Source organism: Veillonella sp. T11011-6 (assembly GCF_002959755.1).
Taxonomy (GTDB): Bacteria; Bacillota; Negativicutes; order Veillonellales; family Veillonellaceae; genus Veillonella.
Genome location: NZ_PPCW01000004.1, coordinates 232057 through 250775 on the forward strand (window position 1 = coordinate 232057; position 18719 = coordinate 250775).

Genomic DNA, 18719 nt, shown 5'->3' on the forward strand with positions numbered 1-18719 from the left:
CAGTAATTAATCATCATATTATACCATAATTAAGGACTATTTTGCACCCTCAATGAGTTGCAATTTCTTAGTCTTTGTCATCTGTTTTATGGCATATTCTCTACGTTGTGCGTCCTGTTTATTGTAAAAGCTTTCAGAATATACCAACGTAACAGGACGTCGCCCCCGCGTATATTTCGCACCGCCTGGAACATGGCCATTATGAGCCTCCATACGACGCTCAAGATCGGTAGTCCACCCACAATACAAAGAATCATCTGCACAACGCACTAAATACACATAGTGTCGCTCTTCAGACTTAGCGTCTTTATTTGCCATTTTTCGCATCGTCAGTAATCGGTTCTAATGTAATGGTATTAATGATTACAGGTTCTACTGGTTTATCATTACGGCCTGTTTTTACTTTACCGATTTTTTCAACTACATCCATACCTTGTACTACAGTCCCAAAGATAGTGTGTTTATTGTCTAACCAGTCTGTAGGTCCCAAGGTAATGAAGAATTGAGAACCCCCTGTATTAGGGCCACGGTTCGCCATAGCAAGGACGCCCATTTTATTGAAGTGTAAATCGTTGGAGAACTCATCAGGAATGGTATAACCAGGGCCACCAGCACCTGTACCATCTGGATCCCCACCTTGAATCATAAAACCTTCAATAACGCGGTGGAATGTAACACCATTATAGAAACCTTTCTTCACTAGATAATCAAAGTTTTTTACCGTAATAGGCGCCTTAGATCCTAGCAAACGAACTTTGAATTGACCATAATTTGTATCAAAAATAGCATACTCATCAGCGATTGGCGCATTAGAGAAATTAGGCATGGTTACAGATTCTGCCTTTACAGTATTACCTTGTGGTTGCTCCCCACTTTTTGTACCACAAGCTGCTGTACCAAGCATTGTAATCCCCAACATTGCGCATAAAGCTAAGCGTTTCCAGTTCATAGTTCCCCCAATATATTGTTTATACTAACATGTATGTAAAATTCACATAGAAAAGCCGCTCAACCCGTGAGCGGCTCTTTTTTAGTATATCATGTTTTAGAGAAAATTTGGTTTAAATAATTATTAAATTTACCAATTTATATAACCTTATACTTTCAGTTATATATCAGTAATTATTTACCATCAAATTGTTCAGTTTTTTAGTCTACAATGAGGACATTAGAACTCAATCAATCCACTTGAAATGCTTGCACGCATTATAGATACCGTCCTTATCACAGTCAGTAGTGATATAATCAGCTTTTTCTTTTAATTCAAGGCGTGCATTACCCATGGCAATATTAAGCCATTCCGGTCTAAACATGGATAAATCGTTATACCCATCGCCAAATACTACGGCTTGATTAGGCTTCATGCCAAAATAATCCAGCATATTACGAATGCCCAAGGCTTTTTCCATTGGTTCATACAAAACACAGCCATCACCATAACGGATGAGCTTATGTGTCATATGCTCAATTTCTTTCTCCTCTTCTTCCCCTTCTTTAAAGAATACATAAATCTTGTAAAATTCTTCTACACTATGAAAGTCAAAATTAGGGTCTACTGTCGTTTTAAATACATCCCAATTCGGATGCCACTCTAAAATTTCTTTATACGGTGTAATACGTCCTAATTTATTCCTATCTGTTACAGCCCAAGGAATATTGTGAGATTCTAAATACTCCAAGTACTTAATACACGCATCACGATCCATACCAATCATGGATACTAATTCATTATTAACGGTCACACTATGTCCGCCATCTGCTACAAAATCTGTAAGCCCCGCTTGTTCCGCAAAGCGCTTTGCATCTACTTGGATACGGCCTGTCGCTAGTGCTACCCGATGGCCACGGCGCTTTAATTCATCTAAGCTATATTGAGCACTGTCAGGGATTTTACCTTCTGGCCATACAGCTAATGTATTATCGATATCGAAAAAGAAAAACTTCTGTTCCACAGGCCCTCCTAATCACGTCCGCTCATTAGCTTAAACCGTTCTTTTTGTTCTACATCAGGATATTTTTCTTGATCCACATCACTCAAAAACATATCTAGTGGTCGTACATATAAGTCACGTTGATCATATAATTTTTGATACACTACGAACTGTTCACTCGTTTCCGAATGAGTTGCAACATCTAACACATAATAGTACATGCCTTTAAAATGACGATATAAGCCACCCTTTACAATTTTTCGCATTTATAACCTCATCACATAACATACACAAACGGTTACAAATTATATTAATCAAGAGATTCCATATATTGAATAGCCTTAGTCAACATATCTGCAGTAATTTTGTACGGAGATACATCAATATCATGAACAGATGTAGCCTTTTCAACAATTTGAGGAATATGCGATGCAGTAAGACCTAACTGTGAAAGTTTAGTAGGCCAACCTAATTCGCGGTATATTGGCAACCACCGTTGTAATTCATCCATTTGTTGGTCAACGGTTAACAAAATAAGTAAGCCATATGCTACCATTTCACCATGCAAATGGTTTTCTTCTGTTTCTTTATTAGTAACACAGCCATAACATACAGCATGAGCCATATTACTATTATATGCCATAGGAACACAACCCGATACAATACCGGTAGTAAAGATAACAGTCATAGCAATGGTATCAAATGCATCACTACGTTTTTTAGCTTGACTGTCTTTATAGGCTTGTATACCATGTACTAAAATTGGTTCACTACACATAGAAGCTAGAGTAAGGCCTAACTGAGTATTATAATCTTGCTCACGATTACGAGCAGAAAGATGAGTTTCATAGTGTTTTGCAATAGTATCTCCCATTCCCGCCCACAAGTAACGGCTTGGTGCTTCTACGAGAATATCAGCATCAATAAAGCAGTGCACAGGAGGATGATTTACAAAGGCTACGTCATCAAAAGTATGCTCTGCAGTGTATACAGCTGCTACTTCTGACGTTGCAGCACAAGTAGAGGCAATGGTCGGAATTGTAAAGAATGGTTTATCATCTAACTCTAGAGCTACTACTTTTACCGTATCCATGGCCTTACCGCCACCAACAGCAAACATAAAGTCCGCATCTTTTACAGAAGCCATTTGTGCAATTTCCTTACCTCGAGAGAAAGTACACTCTCCACCAAAGTGAATAATATCTAGCACTTTAATCCCTGCTTTATCAAGCACTGGACGAATGTGTGGCAAAGCTTTAGAAAGAGCTGTCTCACCACCGATGATAGCTACAGACTTACCATATAATTTTGTAAATTTGGGAATAGTGTCGAACACCTCATGACCGCCAAAACTATAACTAGGTAAACAATGAGTACTACGCATAAAATCTTCCTTCCTTCATTATCTATATTCTTATTATACTTATTATAGAAACTTCTACTCACAAAATCAATTTTATATGACAACCCTTAAGACACAAAAAGGTTCTATACTTTCACCAAAAACGAAAGTATAGAACCTTTAATACTATTATTTATTTTCGGACACGAGCCCTTTATGGATAAGACCTACAATAAAACCGAGTATTGCAAAGCTCACCCAACCCATACCGGCTGCTTGGAACGGAATATATTGAGTAAATAACCCCTCTAAAGCATCTGGTGCAATACCAGCGGTTTCTAAGCCAGTCATAAGTGCAGAGATCATTGTAAGACCAATTGTCCATGCATATATACAACGACGACCGCCAAAGACATCGTTAATTAATGCGAGTAAAATGATTACAATTGTCAATGGATACAACAACATTAACACAGGAATGGCAGCACTGATGATTGTTTTCAAACCGAACATGCTAAGACCAAATGCTGCTACGGAGAAGATTACTACATATAATTTATAGCTAATCTTCGGTGTCAACTTATGGAAGTATGTACCACAAGAAGTAATTAAACCGATACTTGTAGACAAACAAGCCAAGAGAACGATAATAGCCAGAATTATTTGTCCAAAATCACCAAATAAATAGTTAGCACTTGTAGAAAGGACAGGCGCACCTGTATCGAATAGACCAAAACGTTCAACACTAGTAGCACCAATGTTAGCGATAAATACATACACAATACCGAGAAGACCTACGGCAATAGCACCAACTTCCATCACGGTTTTAGTAATTACTTCATGATTTGTAGCGCCACTAAGTCGAACAAAGTCGATAACAAGAATAGCAAATACTACAGAAGCTAACGCATCCATTGTATTATAGCCATCTAAGAATCCTTGTAACACAGCAGTAGGTGCATCTCCATACGCTGGTTGTGGCAATGGATAACCACCAATTGGCGTAATAAAGGATTTAACAATAAGTAACAAGATAACTAATAATAAAGCTGGAGTTAAAATGTTACCAATGCGATTTACAAGCTTGTGAGGGCTAATGGATAACCATAAAGATACACCAAAGAATATGGCGAGGAATATGGGTTCCATATTCATATGCAAGCCTTCAGCAAATGGCTTGATGGCGATTTCATAAGCCACTGTACCAGTACGCGGTGTGGCAAACATAGGCCCAATACTCAAGTAAAGTGCGATAGTGTATATTAAGCCATAAATTGGATGAACACGACTCGCTAACTCTTCAACATCTTTACAAGAGGAGTAGCCCATAGCTACAACACCTAATAGTGGAAGGCCTACACCGGTTAATACAAAGCCGAACAAAGCCCAACCCACATTATCACCAGCATGTTGACCTAAGGCCGCTGGGAAGATCAAGTTCCCTGCCCCAAAGAATAGGGCGAATAACATCATGCCTATAGCCCAATAGGCACGGGCAGATAATTTATCATTACCATTCATAAAAGTAACCCCCTTTAGGTTATATATAGAAATAATATTACTATTATAATCCTAACGAGTATATGTATGCAATAAAAATATCCTTATCATGATATATCAGCATAACACTATTCCCGTAAGTAAAAGGGATTAAACATCCGCCTTTTTGATATGAACTTGTACATCGTAGAATGTACTGCCCCAACCTTGATCAGTTGGTCTGTCTGCAGTAAGCGCATTGATAGCTACATTTGGATCACTAGATTGTGATTGCCACCACACGCCAAGTGTTACTAATGTACCTCGTTGTACCTCTTCATCGTAGTAACTTTTAATTCTTACACTACCACGATTATTATAGATTTCTACTTCATCCCCATCATTAATGTTATATACCTTTGCATCTTCAGGATTGATACGAAGTTTCATAAGCTCAGGATCATCAAACTCGAGTTCACAAAAGCTAGAATCTAAAATACGAATATCGTTCCCTATGATGAGCCAAAACGGTGCATTATCTCCATATGGAGGCAAATAACGAATTAATGGTTCCACATCATTTGGATTATATAGCTCTATTTTTCCAGATGGCGTTTTAAAGTCTAATTTATAATTTTCAGGTAATGTCATCTCTACAGGTTCACCTTGTAAGATTACATCTTGATCGACCCCAGATATACGACTAGATGTACGAACAATTTGTTCTATTAGCTCCCGTTCACTAAGGTTAAAGAATTCATCTTCAAGCCCCATACGTTTAGCTAATTCAGAAATCACTTGCCAGTTAGAGCGAGATTCGCCAACAGGATCGATTAATTTATAGCCAGTTCCGATTGTATAGTGCCCATAGGAGTTATATATATCGTCATGCTCTACTGATGTAGTGGCCGGCAACACAATATCCGCATATTTACATGTATCTGTAAAGAACCGTTCATGAACAACCGTAAACAGATCATCTCTCATCAGACCGTTTCGCACCACATTTTGATCAGGTGCTGTTATGGCAGGATTACTAGAGAACACATAAAGACTATGCACAGCCGTACCTGATGGATTTGTAAGCATTTCACCTAGTTTAATCATAGGCATCAATCGCTTGGCTGGTGCATCGACATCAGCTTGTTGCATTACGTCTTTACCAACAAACTTACTGCCACTTGCACTTGATAGCAAACCACCTCCTAAATGTTGCCAAGCACCAACTACAGCAGGTAATGCATTAACCGCACGACAACTCATGGCACCATTTCCATAGCGTGACAATCCGCTGCCAAGACGAATGAATGGAGCCTTAGCGTTAGCGTATGCATGAGCAAACTCGGTCATACGCTCTACGGAAACGCCACAAAGCTCAGATGCTTTTTCCGGTGTAAAATCAAGCAACACATCGTTTACAAGCTCATCATAACCTTGTACATGTTTCTTAATAAAATCTATATCTGCTAATCCATCTCGATGAATAATATGAAGCATACCTAACGCTAAGGCGACATCACTACCAGGTTTTACGTAAATATGTTCATGAGCTTGATTAAAGGTATATGTTTTATGAGTATCTATAATCCAAACTCGAGCGCCATTCTTTTTGGCTATATTTACATCATGTAAGATATGAACATCGGTAGCAGTCGCATTAATGCCCCATAAAACAATTAAATCGCTATGTTGTGCCTCTTGCGGTTTAATGGCTAATGTATCACCGTAAACAGCGCGGAAACCTGCCTGCTTAGCGGGAGAGCAAATACCACGGTCTTGATCTGTCGCCCCAATACAGCGGAAAAAGTAATCTGCTGCTGGGCTTTGAATAACTCCCATAGTGCCGGCATAGGAGTAGCGTAAAATACTTTCACTACCATAAGTACTAATGGTATCTTTAAAATTATTAACAATGATATCTAATGCCTCATCCCAGCTGATACGCACATATTGATCTTCTCCAATACCTTTCTTGCCAACCCGTTTCATTGGGTACTGTAAACGCAACGGAGAATGAACCACTCGTTCATAATGCGCCATCTTAGGGCATAATGTACCTCTTGTAAAAGCATGATCTTTGTTACCACGAACAGATACCACTCTATTGTTATCTACCGATACGATTAGACCACATGCATCTGGACAGTCATATGGACATACTGATTTGTATTCTTTCAAAATAAGCACCTCGCTTATAAATTATATAAACTATAGGATGTATATTTATATTATATTACAGCATCCTCTGTATAAGTGTAACCTTTAATACATTTTCTAACTTTGTAAAGATTAAGAATACTGCATATATTGCATAACAATACATTCAGTTATCACAATACGTTAATATACTCATCAATATTTTTTATATATAACACTAAACATTTCAAGTTTTATCGATATTTATCCATTCTCATTCTTACTCAAAGCCTAAACAGATATACTAATAAGCTCTATAAAAATACTGCAAATCTATAAAAAAATTATGCAACCATAACTAAAAGTCATAACCATATAGTTTTAGGTATAATCAGTTGTTTCAGTAACTACCCTAGGAATATGTGACAAACATCACCGGTACGTATGCGTATTTAGTAATGTGTTTCAGACTGTAAGACTATTCAATCTCACATCTTTCTGTGCTATACTGACATTGTCATTTGAGAGGATATAGAGCTCACAAGATATCATTTAAATTTCATGATATTTTAGAGTGATGTTACTATATCAGGTACATATTTTCTGAAAAGAGGTTTTAACGATGGCAGACGCAAAAAACACTGTGTTATTCCCTTATGAAACATTGAAAAAATTAAGCATGGACGCTTTCCAAAAATTCGGTTTCTCCGAAAAAGAAGCTGACATCATCCAAGACGTACTTTTGACTTCCGACTTGTTCGGTATTCAAAGCCATGGTATGCAACGTATGGTTCGTTACCACAAAGGTATCACTAATGGCTTGATCAAAATCGACGCAAAACCTGAAATCGTAAAAGAAACTCCAATTTCCGCAGTTATCGACGGTCATGACGGCATGGGCCAATTGTTGGGTCACATGGCTATGGAAATGGCTATCGAAAAAGCTAAAAAATCCGGTGTTGGTATCGTATCCGTACGTAACTCCAACCACTATGGTATCGCTGGTTACTATGCCAAAATGGCTTCCGACCAAGGCTTAATCGGTTTCTCTTGTACAAACTCCGAAGCAATCATGGTTCCTGTATATGCTCGTAAAGCTATGCTTGGTTCCAACCCTATCGCTTGGACTGTACCTGCTGATCCTGTTGACTTCTTCTTCGATTGCTCCACTACAGTAGTAACTCGTGGTAAACTTGAAATGTACAACAAAATGGGCAAAGCTACTCCAGATGGCTGGGCTGTTAACAAAGACGGCGTTCCTTCCACTGACGCAGCTGAAGTATTGGGCAACATCTCCCGTCATGAAGGCGGCGGTATCCTTCCTTTAGGTGGTGCTACAGAAGTTCTTGGCGGCCACAAAGGTTATGGTAACGGCATGATTGCTGAATTATTCTCCTCCATCTTGTCTCAAGGCGGTACTTCCAACAAATGTATGGTTGGCGGTAAATCCAACATCTGCCACGGCTTCATGGCTATCAACCCTGAATTCTTCGGTGACCCAGCTGAAATCAAAAAACACTTCTCCCAATTCTTACAAGAATTACGTGAAGCTCCTAAAGCTCAAGGTCAAGACCGTATCTACACTCATGGCGAAAAAGAACATGAATCTGTTGCTAAAGTTAAAGCTGAAGGCATCCCTGTACTTAACGGTACAATGCTTGAAGTTCAAGACCTTTGCAATGAATTAGGTTTAGACTTCAAATCCTACTTCGGCGATTATGTACCAGAAGCTCCTGCTACAATGTTCAAAGGTAACTACTAATACCTAAGACCTTACAAAGGCCCTAACGTGGACATGTAGTCAGTAAAGAAGGGGACATAAACACTGTTTATGTCCCCTCTCTTATATTTTTTTAATCTCATTAACCTCAAAAACCATGAGGTTAAAAAATTTTAAGAGATATATTAATTTTTATGATAAGTTTATCTGTTATTTTATTGTAAGCTTTTATTTTAACTGAACTTTTACAACTTAATACAATAGCGATTTACTCATCAATTAAATTGATTAAGCTACATCGTCCTGTTAAGCATATATTTTTATTTTTCTTGAAAGGATGATTTTAGAAATGAGTGCTATCACCGTTCTATTAGCGCTATCTCCAATCATTTGGTTGATCGTAGCGTTATCCATCTTGAAATTACCTGCATGGCAAGCAACAAGTGTTGCTGCAATCGGTTCTTTCATCATCGCTATTACAGCATTCCAATCTGACCCATTCATTATGGTCACTGGTGCCCTTGAAGGTGCCGCTTTGGCAATCTGGCCAATCCTATTAGTTATTACAGCTGCTATCTTCGTTTATAACTTGGTAGTACATACGAAAGCAATGGAAACTATTAAAACAATGCTTTCTTCTGTAACATCTGATACTCGTGTACTTGCATTGTTACTTGCATGGGGCTTTGGTGCCTTCATGGAAGGTATGGCTGGCTTTGGTACTGCCGTTGCAATTCCAGCTGCTATGATGGTTGCAGTAGGTTTTGATCCACTAAAATCTATCATCGCATGTCTCGTTGCGAACTCCGTACCAACAACATTTGGCTCCATCGGTATTCCAACAACTACTTTGGCATCCTTAACAAACCTTGATCCAAGCCATTTAGGTACATTCATTTCCGTACAATTATTCTTACTTAACCTTATCGCTCCATTCTTCGTTGTTATGATTATTGGTGGCGGTATCAAAGCGTTAAAAGGCGTATTCCTTGTTACATTACTTTCCGGTTTAGCATTAGCTGTTCCTGAAACTATAATCAACGCTGTAATGGGTCCAGAATTATCCGTAATTTCTGCATCCATCGTAATTATGGCAGTTATCATTGGTTGTGCAAAAATTATGCCTCCTAATGATCCTGAATATGCAGTTAAACAAACTGGCGAAGTTCCTAAAGTTTCTGGTAGCGAAGGCCTTATTGCCGCAATGCCATTCATCTTGATCTTCGTATTATTGTTATTAACTTCCAAATTATTCCCTGCAATTAATGGTCCTCTTGCATCCATTAAAACATCTGTACCTATTTACCAAGGCGCTGGTGCAAAACCTTACACATTCGTATGGATTGCAACTCCTGGTATCATGATCTTCATCGCTGGTATTGTTGGTGGTTTCATCCAAAAAGCAAAAGCTGGCGAAATCTTCGGTACATTGGGTTCCACAGTTAAAAACTTGAAATTCACATACCTTACAATCATCACAGTTGTTATGACAGCTAAATTGATGACTTACTCTGGTATGACTGCAGATATTGCGAAAGCAATGGTTGCTGGTACAGGTTCCTTGTATCCTCTATTCGCTCCTATCGTAGGTGCGTTGGGTGCCTTCTTAACTGGTTCCGGTACAAACTCCAACGTATTGTTTGGCCCACTTCAAATCGCTGCAGCTCAAGGTTTAGATCCTACAAACTTCGAAGACCTTGGCTTCTGGTTGGCAGCTGTTAACTCCGGTGCAGCTGGTATCGGTAAAATGTTGTCCCCACAATCCATCGCGATTTCTATTGGTGCCGTAGGTCCTGCTTTGAAAGCATACCTAGAAAACCACAAAGAAATTAACTCTGAAGAAGCTCACAACTTAGAACATGAAATCGAAGCAAGCGTTATCATGAACAGCGCGTTCAAATACTTCTTGATCTTCATCATTATGCATGGTTGTATCTCCTTCTTCGGTCAACATTTCATCCATGAAATTCACCACTTCTTCTTCTAAGATTTGGTAACATAAAAAGAACAGCTCTTAATGAGCTGTTCTTTTTTATTGTTATATATTAGGATACTCCCAATAATGCTCCTTAAGGAGTTAATCCACATTGTTACACATTATAAGATCTCAGTCTATTAATAGACCTCTTGCTCTACTTCCCATTTTGTAAATGTACCAGTATCTGCATCGATTTCAAAGTCATATTCATAACCATTATAATGAATTTCACCTTCATACTCTAAACGGCCACGATCATAATCGCGATTGAACTCAGTTACATTTGCAATCGTTGCACCTGGTACGCGTGCCAATGCACTTTGTACGGCCTCATCAGAACTAATAGCTTCCACTGAGGATACTATAGTACTACTCAGGATAGCTACTACAGTCAAAATCAAAGATTTTACCATTTTTTTCATATAATTCTCTCCTACCCACATAAATCAAATTGATACTTTTAGATATAAATAATATAACTTATTGTAATCGATGAGAGAAAAGATAGCAAATCATAATTCTTATTAAGAAAAATCTATAGAAATTATCTACTAATCATGTTACAATACATCGTATCAAATAGAAAAAATTAAATGCAGTCTGCGAAGTGCGATTCGCAGGCTTTTATTTTTCCCATTTTAAGATAGGAGGATTTTATGAATCAAGAAAATTCTGCTAAGGTTTCCTTTATCTTAGTAGTATTCCTTGGCATGTTAACAGCCATAACACCGCTTGCAACAGATCTTTATTTGCCAGCATTGCCGATTATGCCTGGCGAATTAAATACAACCGCATCTAATATTCAAATGACCATTGGTATTATGACCTTTGGTGTTGCAGTAGGCCAATTATTTGGGGGTCCTATTAGCGATACAATGGGTCGTAAATTACCACTCATCGTAGGCAATTTACTATGTGTCATCTCTGGCATCATTTGTGCCTTTGCACCTAGCATCGAAATACTTTTACTAGGTAGATTCCTACAAGGTTTAACTGGTTCTGTAGGTGTTGTAATCGCCAAGGCTATCGCTCGAGACTTTGCCTCTGGTCAAGAATTGACAAAACTCTTTGCCTTACTCATGATGGTTAACGGCTTAGCGCCAGTACTTGCCCCTCTCATAGGTGGCCAATTGCTCTTATTCACTACATGGCGTGTAATTTTTGTAATTCTAGCAGTATTCTCTGCTATTCTATTAGCAGGCTCACTTCTATTCCGTGAAAGCTTACCAAAAGAAAAACGTGTTATTGGTGGCGTAGGTGTAGCAGTAAAAAATTATATTACGCTCATCAAAGATAAACCATTCTTAGGACAAACATTAATCCAATTATTTGCTTTTGGCGGATTTTTTGCATATATCTCAGGTTCATCCTTTGTATACCAAAATATTTTTAATCTTTCCGCCCAAGAATTTAGCTATCTGTTTGGTATCAACAGCTGTGGTATTGTCTTAGCTAGTGCCATCAGTAGTCGTGTTAGTAATGTGATAACAGCTAAACAATTACTAACATTCAGCCTGTGGCAACTTACAATCGGTTCCTTACTATTCTTAATTGCCATGATTTTCGAATGGTCACTCATTCCTGTAACAACTATCCTATTCTTTACCGTATGTACCGTATCCCTATTCGGATCCGCGTCCTTCTCCATGGCAATGACCAAATATGGAAAAATGGCCGGTAGTGCCTCTGCCATACTCGGCTTTGCTAGCATGTTTGCGGCAGGCATCGTATCTCCACTCGTTGGTATTGGTGGGGATCATACAGGGGTACCCATGGGGATTACAATGCTAGTATGTGCAGTGCTTTCCTTATTGTGCCTATATGGTTTAGTTGAGAAAGAATAATCTATTTTACATTTGTGTAAGTCCCACAATGGGGCCCCTTTACAACAGCATATTTTAGTATATAAATAAGATACCCCTTTCCTTGCTCAGTACTTCGTAAAATCGCTGCGGAAAGGGGTATCTTATTTATATTAACACTACCTGTGGAGGCGTCCCATTGTGGGACTTTACAAGCATATTTCAAAATAGATTAATTCTTTAACTCTACAAATACCTAGGCACAATAACGGAAAGCTACTGTCCAACTGATTGTAGGAAAAAAAGAATACAGCCCTCTCTGCAGCGATTTTACGGAACGTAGTGACGTACTGAGCCAAGAGAGGGCTGTATTTTTTCTATACTAATAATATGCAGTTGTATCCGGGCCCCATTATAAAATGGAAGCACCTTATCGCTTATTTACAATAGCTCCATCGAGTTACAAAACTATTATTTTAGCTAAAATTAGCAATACACTAACTACTTACTCGAACATGGTCGATAGTAGTAGTTTCAAGCGGTTTGCTTGGTTTACTGCACTGGAGCCTGGATCGTAGTCGATAGCGGCAATGCGCACGTCTGGGTAGGCAGCGGATAGTGTTTTTACCATGCCTTTACCTGTTACGTGGTTTGGTAAGCAGCCGAATGGTTGCAAGCATACGATTTGTTTTGCCCCTTTTTCGATGAGGTCGATCATATCGCCTGTGAGGAACCAGCCTTCACCACATTGGTTACCAAGTCCGATGAATTGAGCAGCTTCTTTTGCTACTTCTGTCATACGTTGTAGAGGGTCGAAGTGTTTGGACGCCGCTACGGCTTTAGCGTATGGCAATCGGTAGAGTTCAAGGGCTTCACGAGCCAATGTTCCGAAGAAGCCAGATAGCCATGTACCATCAAGGTGTTTAGCACGGTATGTGCTATCCATTGCGCAGTACAAGAAGAAGTCTAATAGGCCAGATGTAACAACTTCGCCACCTTCTTTTTCAATGAGTTCATTGATATGGTTGTTAGCGCTTGGATGGAATTTAACATAAATTTCCCCTACGACGCCAACGCGAGGTTTTTGTACATCTTTATTAACCGGCAAGTTATCAAAGTCATGAATGATTTCTTTGATGTACTTATTGTACTGACGAAGGCTTGCAGATGTAATGTTTTGCTGTAATTTTTTAATCCAGTAATCACATAATGCATCTGTAGAGCCTGGGTTAGTTTCGTATGGACGTGTAGCCAATACACATTGCATGAGGGCATCACCGTAAACAACGGCTTGGATCATACGATGTAAGAAACCTTTTGTCAATTTGAAGCCTGGTTGACGTTCCATATCGCTCGCATTGAGGGATAGGATTGGTACTTGCTTCATACCAGCATCGATTAAAGCCTTACGCAAGTAACCGATGTAGTTAGTAGCACGACAACCACCACCTGTTTGGGAGATGATAACAGCCGTTTTATTGATATCATATTTACCAGATAATAGAGCAGACATGAGCTGACCTACAACGATAATCGCTGGGTAACATGCATCATTATTGATGTATTTTAAGCCCACTTCAATGTCGTCACGCGTTGGAGCTGGCAACATTTCAAAGTCATAGCCTTCATTTTTGAGGACTGGATCTAAGAGACTAAAATGCAATGGTGACATTTGTGGCACCAAGATTTTATAAGTCTTACGCATTTCCTCAGTGAACACAACGCGATTATAATCGTACGTTGGTAATTGCTCTTCCACCACTTCTGGTGCTTCTGGGTTATGATGACGACGCAAGCTACGTTCCATTACGGATTGCAAGGAACGCAAACGGATGGTTACAGCACCAAGGTTTGTACCTTCATCAATTTTGAGTAAGGTATGAATTTTATGGTTTGCTGAAAGTATATCTTTAACTTGATCCGCTACGATAGAGTCAAGGCCACAACCGAAGGAGTTAAGTTCAACGATTTGGAAGCCTTCAGTTCTACTTACGAATTCAGCAGCGCGATATAGACGGCTATGGTAGGACCATTGGTCTACAACACGCAAATGCTTAATTTCATTACCTAGTGGAGCAACGCCATCTTCCGTAAGAACAGCCATGCCAAGAGATGTAATAAGCTCTGGAATACCGTGGTTAATACCGGAGTCCAAATGATATGGACGGCCAGCTAATACGATGGTAGGAATTTGTTCTGCTACGAGGCGAGATACGGTTTTCTTCGTTGTTTCACGGTAAGAAGCCTTACAGTTTTCTTGTTCTTCCCAAGCTTTTTCTACTGCATTAGCAATATCTTTCTTCTTGAGGTTCAAGAAGTCCAATGCTTTCACAAGAGCAGGAACAAGTGATTTCTTATCAGCTAACGGCAAGAATGGTGCATGGAATGGAGTATCCCCTAACACGTCTTGCATGTTGTTTTTAATAAGTTCTGGATAGGAAATAACCATTGGACAATGGTAATTATTGTCGCGGCTAAACTCCTTAGGGCCATGTTGAATACAAGGATACCAAACAAAGTCTACCTGTGCATTCGCAAGATCGCGAATATGACCATGAACCGCTTTTGCTGGATAGCAAGCTGTATCGGATGGGATTGTATCGATAGCCTTGTTGTATTGGTCCTTCGTTGTGTAATCGGAAAGGATTACTTCATAGCCAAGTGTATTAAAGAATGTAAACCAGAATGGGAAATCCTCGTACATGTTGAGGACGCGAGGAATACCAACGCGCATTTTACCTTCGAACTCTGGAATATTTTTCTTTAAGTAGTAGTCGAAGTAACGACGCAATTTAACGTCTACTAAGTTAGGAACTGCTTTGCGTTCCTCTTGAATCATACCACCTGCACCGCGGTCACAACGGTTACCCGTTACGTAGGTACGACCATCGGAGAAAGCGTTGATGGTAAGCATACAATTGTTAGAGCAAAGTCCACAATTGCGCATTGTCGTAGATACTTGTAAGGAGTTAAGACCGTTGCTATCGAGCAAAGTACTTTTTTCCTTTTGTAACTCTTCTGCTGTTTCAGCTGCAAGAAGGGCCATACCATACGCACCCATCAAGCCAGATACGTCAGGACGAATTACCTCTACGCCCATCAATTTCTCGAAGGCACGCAATACGGATTCATTGTAGAATGTACCGCCTTGTACAACGATATGATCGCCCAATTCTTTAGGATCTTTTACCTTAAGAACCTTATAAAGGGCATTTTTAATAACAGAGTAAGCAAGGCCTGCTGCGATATCTTGTACCGTAGCACCTTCTTTTTGAGCCTGCTTAACTTTAGAGTTCATAAATACGGTACAACGAGAGCCCAAGTCGATTGGCAAGGATGCCAATAAACCTTCCTTCGCGAATTGGTCGATTGGAATGCGTAGACCGGATGCGAATGTATCGATGAAGGAACCACAACCAGAGGAGCATGCTTCATTCAATACGATATCTTCGATATAGCCATCGCGGACCTTACAGCATTTCATATCTTGACCGCCGATGTCCAAGATAAAGGAAACATCAGGGCAGAAGTAGCGAGCTGCACGATAGTGAGCCATTGTTTCTACTTCACCAATATCGATGCCAAGGGCGCGTTTAAGGAACGCTTCGCCGTAACCCGTTACACCAGAATGCGCAATATAAGCGCCTTTTGGTAAGAGTTCATAAATTTTCTCGATCATTTCACGAGATTTTTCTAATGGTTTACCATGGTTTGGACCATAGTGAGAGAAGATAATTTCCTTATTACTATTGATGAGAACTACCTTAAGTGTAGTAGAACCAGCATCAATACCAAGGTAACAAGGACCTTGCGCATCTTCAATATTTGCCTTTGGCGTTACTGCCTTAGCATGACGAGCGCGAAATTCTTCTAATTCTTGTTCATTTTTAAATAGAGGTTCTACACGATCTGTAGCCTCCATAGGAATACCGATGAGGGCACCGATTTCTTTTGTTAATTGACCAACTGTAATCTCACGACAGTCTTCTTTCATCAAAGCCGCCCCTAAAGCGATGAACAATTCACCATTCTCAGGGATAATGCGATGCGCTTCATCTAGTTCTAAGGTATCGCAGAAGCATTGGCGCAATTCAGACAAGAATGTCAATGGACCGCCAAGGAACGCTACATTACCTTCAATTTTATGACCGCATGCAAGGCCCGCAATTGTTTGGTTTACAATCGCTTGGAATACGGATTTTGCAATATTTTCATGAGATGCGCCTTGGTTTAACAAAGCTTGTACGTCTGTTTTAGCAAATACGCCACAGCGTGCTGCAATTGGATAAATCGTATCAGCATTCATGGCCAATTGGTTAAGACCAGATGCATCAGTTTGCAATAAAGTCGCCATTTGGTCGATGAAAGCACCTGTACCACCTGCACAAGAACCATTCATACGGTGTTCTGCCGTTTGACCTAAATAGGTTACCTTCGCATCTTCACCACCAAGTTCGATGATAACATCAGTTTCTGGATATAATGCTTTTACAGCACGCGTTTCAGCAATAACCTCTTGTACGAATGGAATACGTACTTTATCAGCCATTGCCATACCACCAGAACCGGTAATACATACATGAACTTGATCATTTTCATGACCCACTTGAGCCTCTTGGAGCAAGGTATATACTGTGTCCAAAATATTCGCATAATGGCGTATGTACTTTTTATACAAATAATTATCGTGTTCGTCTAATAGTACAACTTTAACTGTTGTAGAGCCCACGTCAATACCCATGCGTAGCATGTGTTGCATAAATACCTCTCTTTTCAAAAACCGTATGACCACACAAGATCATACTCATATTGTGAAAGTAGTACATTTACTATGAAGCTCACATAAAATATACTAAGCATCTAATTAAATTAGGCGAGGATACACTTTCACAAAAATATCTAATTTTTTAAATATCCTATACATATTATACAACAAATGTAGATAAAATCTATGTTATTCTATATTCCAATGAGTTATATGGAATATGACTAAACTTGAATAATACCTCTACATCGAGATAGGATGTAAAAGTTATTATATCATTCTAAGATGAAAAAAGGTGTACCTAATGGCACATAACCTCAGTAATACTATCTATTCCTATACAAATAAAAAAGAGGCTTCAATGAAGTCATTAAAGTCTCTTTTTTCGGTCTTATATTTTCTAGTTTTAGTATTCAATCTATATAGTACTCAATCTATATAAATTACAATACTTTTTTATATAAACCAATAAGATCATCATGGTTAGCTGGATATGGATTAAATCTGTAACACATATCCTCTAGTGCTCTATCTGCCATAAGGTCGAGCTTAGTTTCCGATACAGCTTTATCTACACCAAAGGCTGTCAGATTCATTGGACAGTCTAATGTATGTTGCAATGTAACGATAGCTTCTATAAGAGCAGCTAATTTATCCACCTCTGATGCATTATGACCTGCAAAGCCTAATTTAGCAGATAAATGAGCATATTTTTTAGCTACCGCCGGATTGTGGGAGCAATTAAATCCAATTACATACGGCAAGAGCATACTATTAGCTAGGCCATGAGGCACATGGAATTGTCCTCCCAACTGATGAGCCATGGCATGAACGATACCTAAGCCAGCCTTGTTAAAGGAAAGCCCTGCAAGGCATGATGCTTCATGCATAGACATGAGGTCTTGTTCTGTTGCTGTTGGCTTATGACATTTTGGTAAATATTCAAAAACAAGCTCAATCGCCTGTTGGGCCAATGCATCAGTAAAATTATTAGCAGCAGTCGCTACATAAGCTTCTAGCGCATGAACGAGTACATCCATACCACTAAAAGCAGTAACACTTGGTGGAGATGTTTTTACAAACAATGGCGTTAATAAAGCTTCATCAGGTAATACCGCATCATCCACAAGAGGATACTTAATTTGTGTTTCGCTATCAGTAAGAACAGCAAAAGAGGTCACTTCAGATCCTGTGCCACTAGTCGTTGGCACGGCAATAAAGGATTTGATATCCATATGCTTTAATTTACGACCAAAATAAGCAATCCCTTTGCTCATATCAATGCAGGAGCCCCCACCTATGGCAATAATGACGGATGGCTTAATGCCTTCCATAAATTCAATGCCCTTTACTACATGCGTTATGGGCGGATCAGGTACCACATCAGTGTAGATAGTTACTTTATTTTTACTGTCCATTAAGCCAATCACATACGTAAGGCTCGGAGAATCTTTTAAAAATGGATCACATATGATAAGGATGGATTCATTATTAAATTCTGTAAGACGATTCAACGAATCTGGTCCTGCATAAATTTGAGTTGGAAAAGTCCATTTATTCATATGC

13 protein-coding genes are annotated in these 18719 nt (G+C 39.2%); 3 read left to right on the plus strand and 10 right to left on the minus strand.

Going from position 1 to position 18719, the window contains the following annotated elements; genetic code table 11:
- Positions 1–36: 36 nt before the first annotated feature.
- The 7 genes from VRHSUH10_RS05755 to VRHSUH10_RS05785 all read right to left on the minus strand — a co-directional run bounded on the left by VRHSUH10_RS05755 (position 37) and on the right by VRHSUH10_RS05785 (position 6930).
- Complete coding sequence (locus tag VRHSUH10_RS05755) at positions 37–318, minus strand: GIY-YIG nuclease family protein (RefSeq protein ID WP_105089768.1); 282 nt, start codon at positions 316–318, stop codon at positions 37–39.
- Positions 308–949, minus strand: a complete 642-nt coding sequence (locus tag VRHSUH10_RS05760; protein WP_105089769.1) for a peptidylprolyl isomerase — start codon at positions 947–949, stop codon at positions 308–310. Before VRHSUH10_RS05760 ends, VRHSUH10_RS05755 begins: the two co-directional genes overlap by 11 nt.
- A gap of 226 nt (positions 950–1175) precedes the next feature.
- Positions 1176–1952, minus strand: a complete 777-nt coding sequence (locus tag VRHSUH10_RS05765; RefSeq protein WP_105089770.1) for an HAD family hydrolase — start codon at positions 1950–1952, stop codon at positions 1176–1178.
- An 8-nt stretch (positions 1953–1960) separates the two neighbouring features.
- Positions 1961–2197 (minus strand): DUF1653 domain-containing protein, encoded by a 237-nt coding sequence (locus tag VRHSUH10_RS05770; RefSeq protein ID WP_005385326.1) that lies wholly within the window; start codon positions 2195–2197, stop codon positions 1961–1963.
- Between the two features lie 44 nt (positions 2198–2241).
- The gene (locus VRHSUH10_RS05775; protein ID WP_105089771.1) at positions 2242–3315 is read right to left on the minus strand and encodes an iron-containing alcohol dehydrogenase family protein; all 1074 of its coding nucleotides are present in this window, start codon (positions 3313–3315) and stop codon (positions 2242–2244) included.
- Between the two features lie 147 nt (positions 3316–3462).
- Positions 3463–4794 carry a branched-chain amino acid transport system II carrier protein gene (gene brnQ, locus VRHSUH10_RS05780; RefSeq protein ID WP_105089772.1) on the minus strand — a complete coding sequence of 444 codons (1332 nt, stop codon included), beginning with the start codon at positions 4792–4794 and terminating at the stop codon, positions 3463–3465.
- 129 nt (positions 4795–4923) lie between these two features.
- A complete protein-coding gene (locus VRHSUH10_RS05785) occupies positions 4924–6930 on the minus strand; it encodes a molybdopterin-dependent oxidoreductase (RefSeq protein ID WP_105089773.1) in 2007 nt (668 codons plus the stop codon).
- Positions 6931–7510: 580 nt separating this feature from the next.
- Between VRHSUH10_RS05785 and VRHSUH10_RS05790 the strand changes: the two genes are divergently transcribed.
- The gene (locus VRHSUH10_RS05790; protein WP_005385319.1) at positions 7511–8650 is read left to right on the plus strand and encodes an Ldh family oxidoreductase; all 1140 of its coding nucleotides are present in this window, start codon (positions 7511–7513) and stop codon (positions 8648–8650) included.
- A 307-nt stretch (positions 8651–8957) separates the two neighbouring features.
- A complete protein-coding gene (locus VRHSUH10_RS05795) occupies positions 8958–10595 on the plus strand; it encodes an L-lactate permease (protein WP_105089774.1) in 1638 nt (545 codons plus the stop codon).
- 128 nt (positions 10596–10723) lie between these two features.
- On the opposite strand, the gene VRHSUH10_RS05800 is transcribed toward VRHSUH10_RS05795, so the two are convergent.
- On the minus strand, positions 10724–11008 hold the full coding sequence (locus tag VRHSUH10_RS05800) for a PepSY domain-containing protein (RefSeq protein ID WP_105089775.1): 285 nt from the start codon (positions 11006–11008) through the stop codon (positions 10724–10726).
- Positions 11009–11242: 234 nt separating this feature from the next.
- Between VRHSUH10_RS05800 and VRHSUH10_RS05805 the strand changes: the two genes are divergently transcribed.
- The gene (locus VRHSUH10_RS05805) at positions 11243–12430 is read left to right on the plus strand and encodes a multidrug effflux MFS transporter (RefSeq protein WP_105089776.1); all 1188 of its coding nucleotides are present in this window, start codon (positions 11243–11245) and stop codon (positions 12428–12430) included.
- Between the two features lie 463 nt (positions 12431–12893).
- Here the strand turns inward: VRHSUH10_RS05805 and VRHSUH10_RS05810 are convergent, their stop codons facing one another.
- Positions 12894–17147: a 2-hydroxyacyl-CoA dehydratase gene (locus tag VRHSUH10_RS05810; RefSeq protein ID WP_105089777.1), complete on the minus strand. Its 4254-nt coding sequence runs from the start codon at positions 17145–17147 to the stop codon at positions 12894–12896.
- Positions 17148–17596: 449 nt separating this feature from the next.
- The gene (locus VRHSUH10_RS05815) at positions 17597–18715 is read right to left on the minus strand and encodes a 1-propanol dehydrogenase PduQ (protein ID WP_105089778.1); all 1119 of its coding nucleotides are present in this window, start codon (positions 18713–18715) and stop codon (positions 17597–17599) included.
- Positions 18716–18719: the final 4 nt, after the last annotated feature.

Coding starts and splice junctions, on each gene's coding strand:
- VRHSUH10_RS05790 (WP_005385319.1), top strand. CDS start 7,511: ATGGCAGACGCAAAAAACACTGTGTTATTCCCTTATGAAACATTGAAA.
- VRHSUH10_RS05815 (WP_105089778.1), bottom strand. CDS start 18,715: ATGAATAAATGGACTTTTCCAACTCAAATTTATGCAGGACCAGATTCG.
- VRHSUH10_RS05805 (WP_105089776.1), top strand. CDS start 11,243: ATGAATCAAGAAAATTCTGCTAAGGTTTCCTTTATCTTAGTAGTATTC.
- VRHSUH10_RS05760 (WP_105089769.1), bottom strand. CDS start 949: ATGAACTGGAAACGCTTAGCTTTATGCGCAATGTTGGGGATTACAATG.
- VRHSUH10_RS05770 (WP_005385326.1), bottom strand. CDS start 2,197: ATGCGAAAAATTGTAAAGGGTGGCTTATATCGTCATTTTAAAGGCATG.
- VRHSUH10_RS05800 (WP_105089775.1), bottom strand. CDS start 11,008: ATGAAAAAAATGGTAAAATCTTTGATTTTGACTGTAGTAGCTATCCTG.
- VRHSUH10_RS05795 (WP_105089774.1), top strand. CDS start 8,958: ATGAGTGCTATCACCGTTCTATTAGCGCTATCTCCAATCATTTGGTTG.
- VRHSUH10_RS05810 (WP_105089777.1), bottom strand. CDS start 17,147: ATGCAACACATGCTACGCATGGGTATTGACGTGGGCTCTACAACAGTT.
- brnQ (WP_105089772.1), bottom strand. CDS start 4,794: ATGAATGGTAATGATAAATTATCTGCCCGTGCCTATTGGGCTATAGGC.
- VRHSUH10_RS05775 (WP_105089771.1), bottom strand. CDS start 3,315: ATGCGTAGTACTCATTGTTTACCTAGTTATAGTTTTGGCGGTCATGAG.
- VRHSUH10_RS05755 (WP_105089768.1), bottom strand. CDS start 318: ATGGCAAATAAAGACGCTAAGTCTGAAGAGCGACACTATGTGTATTTA.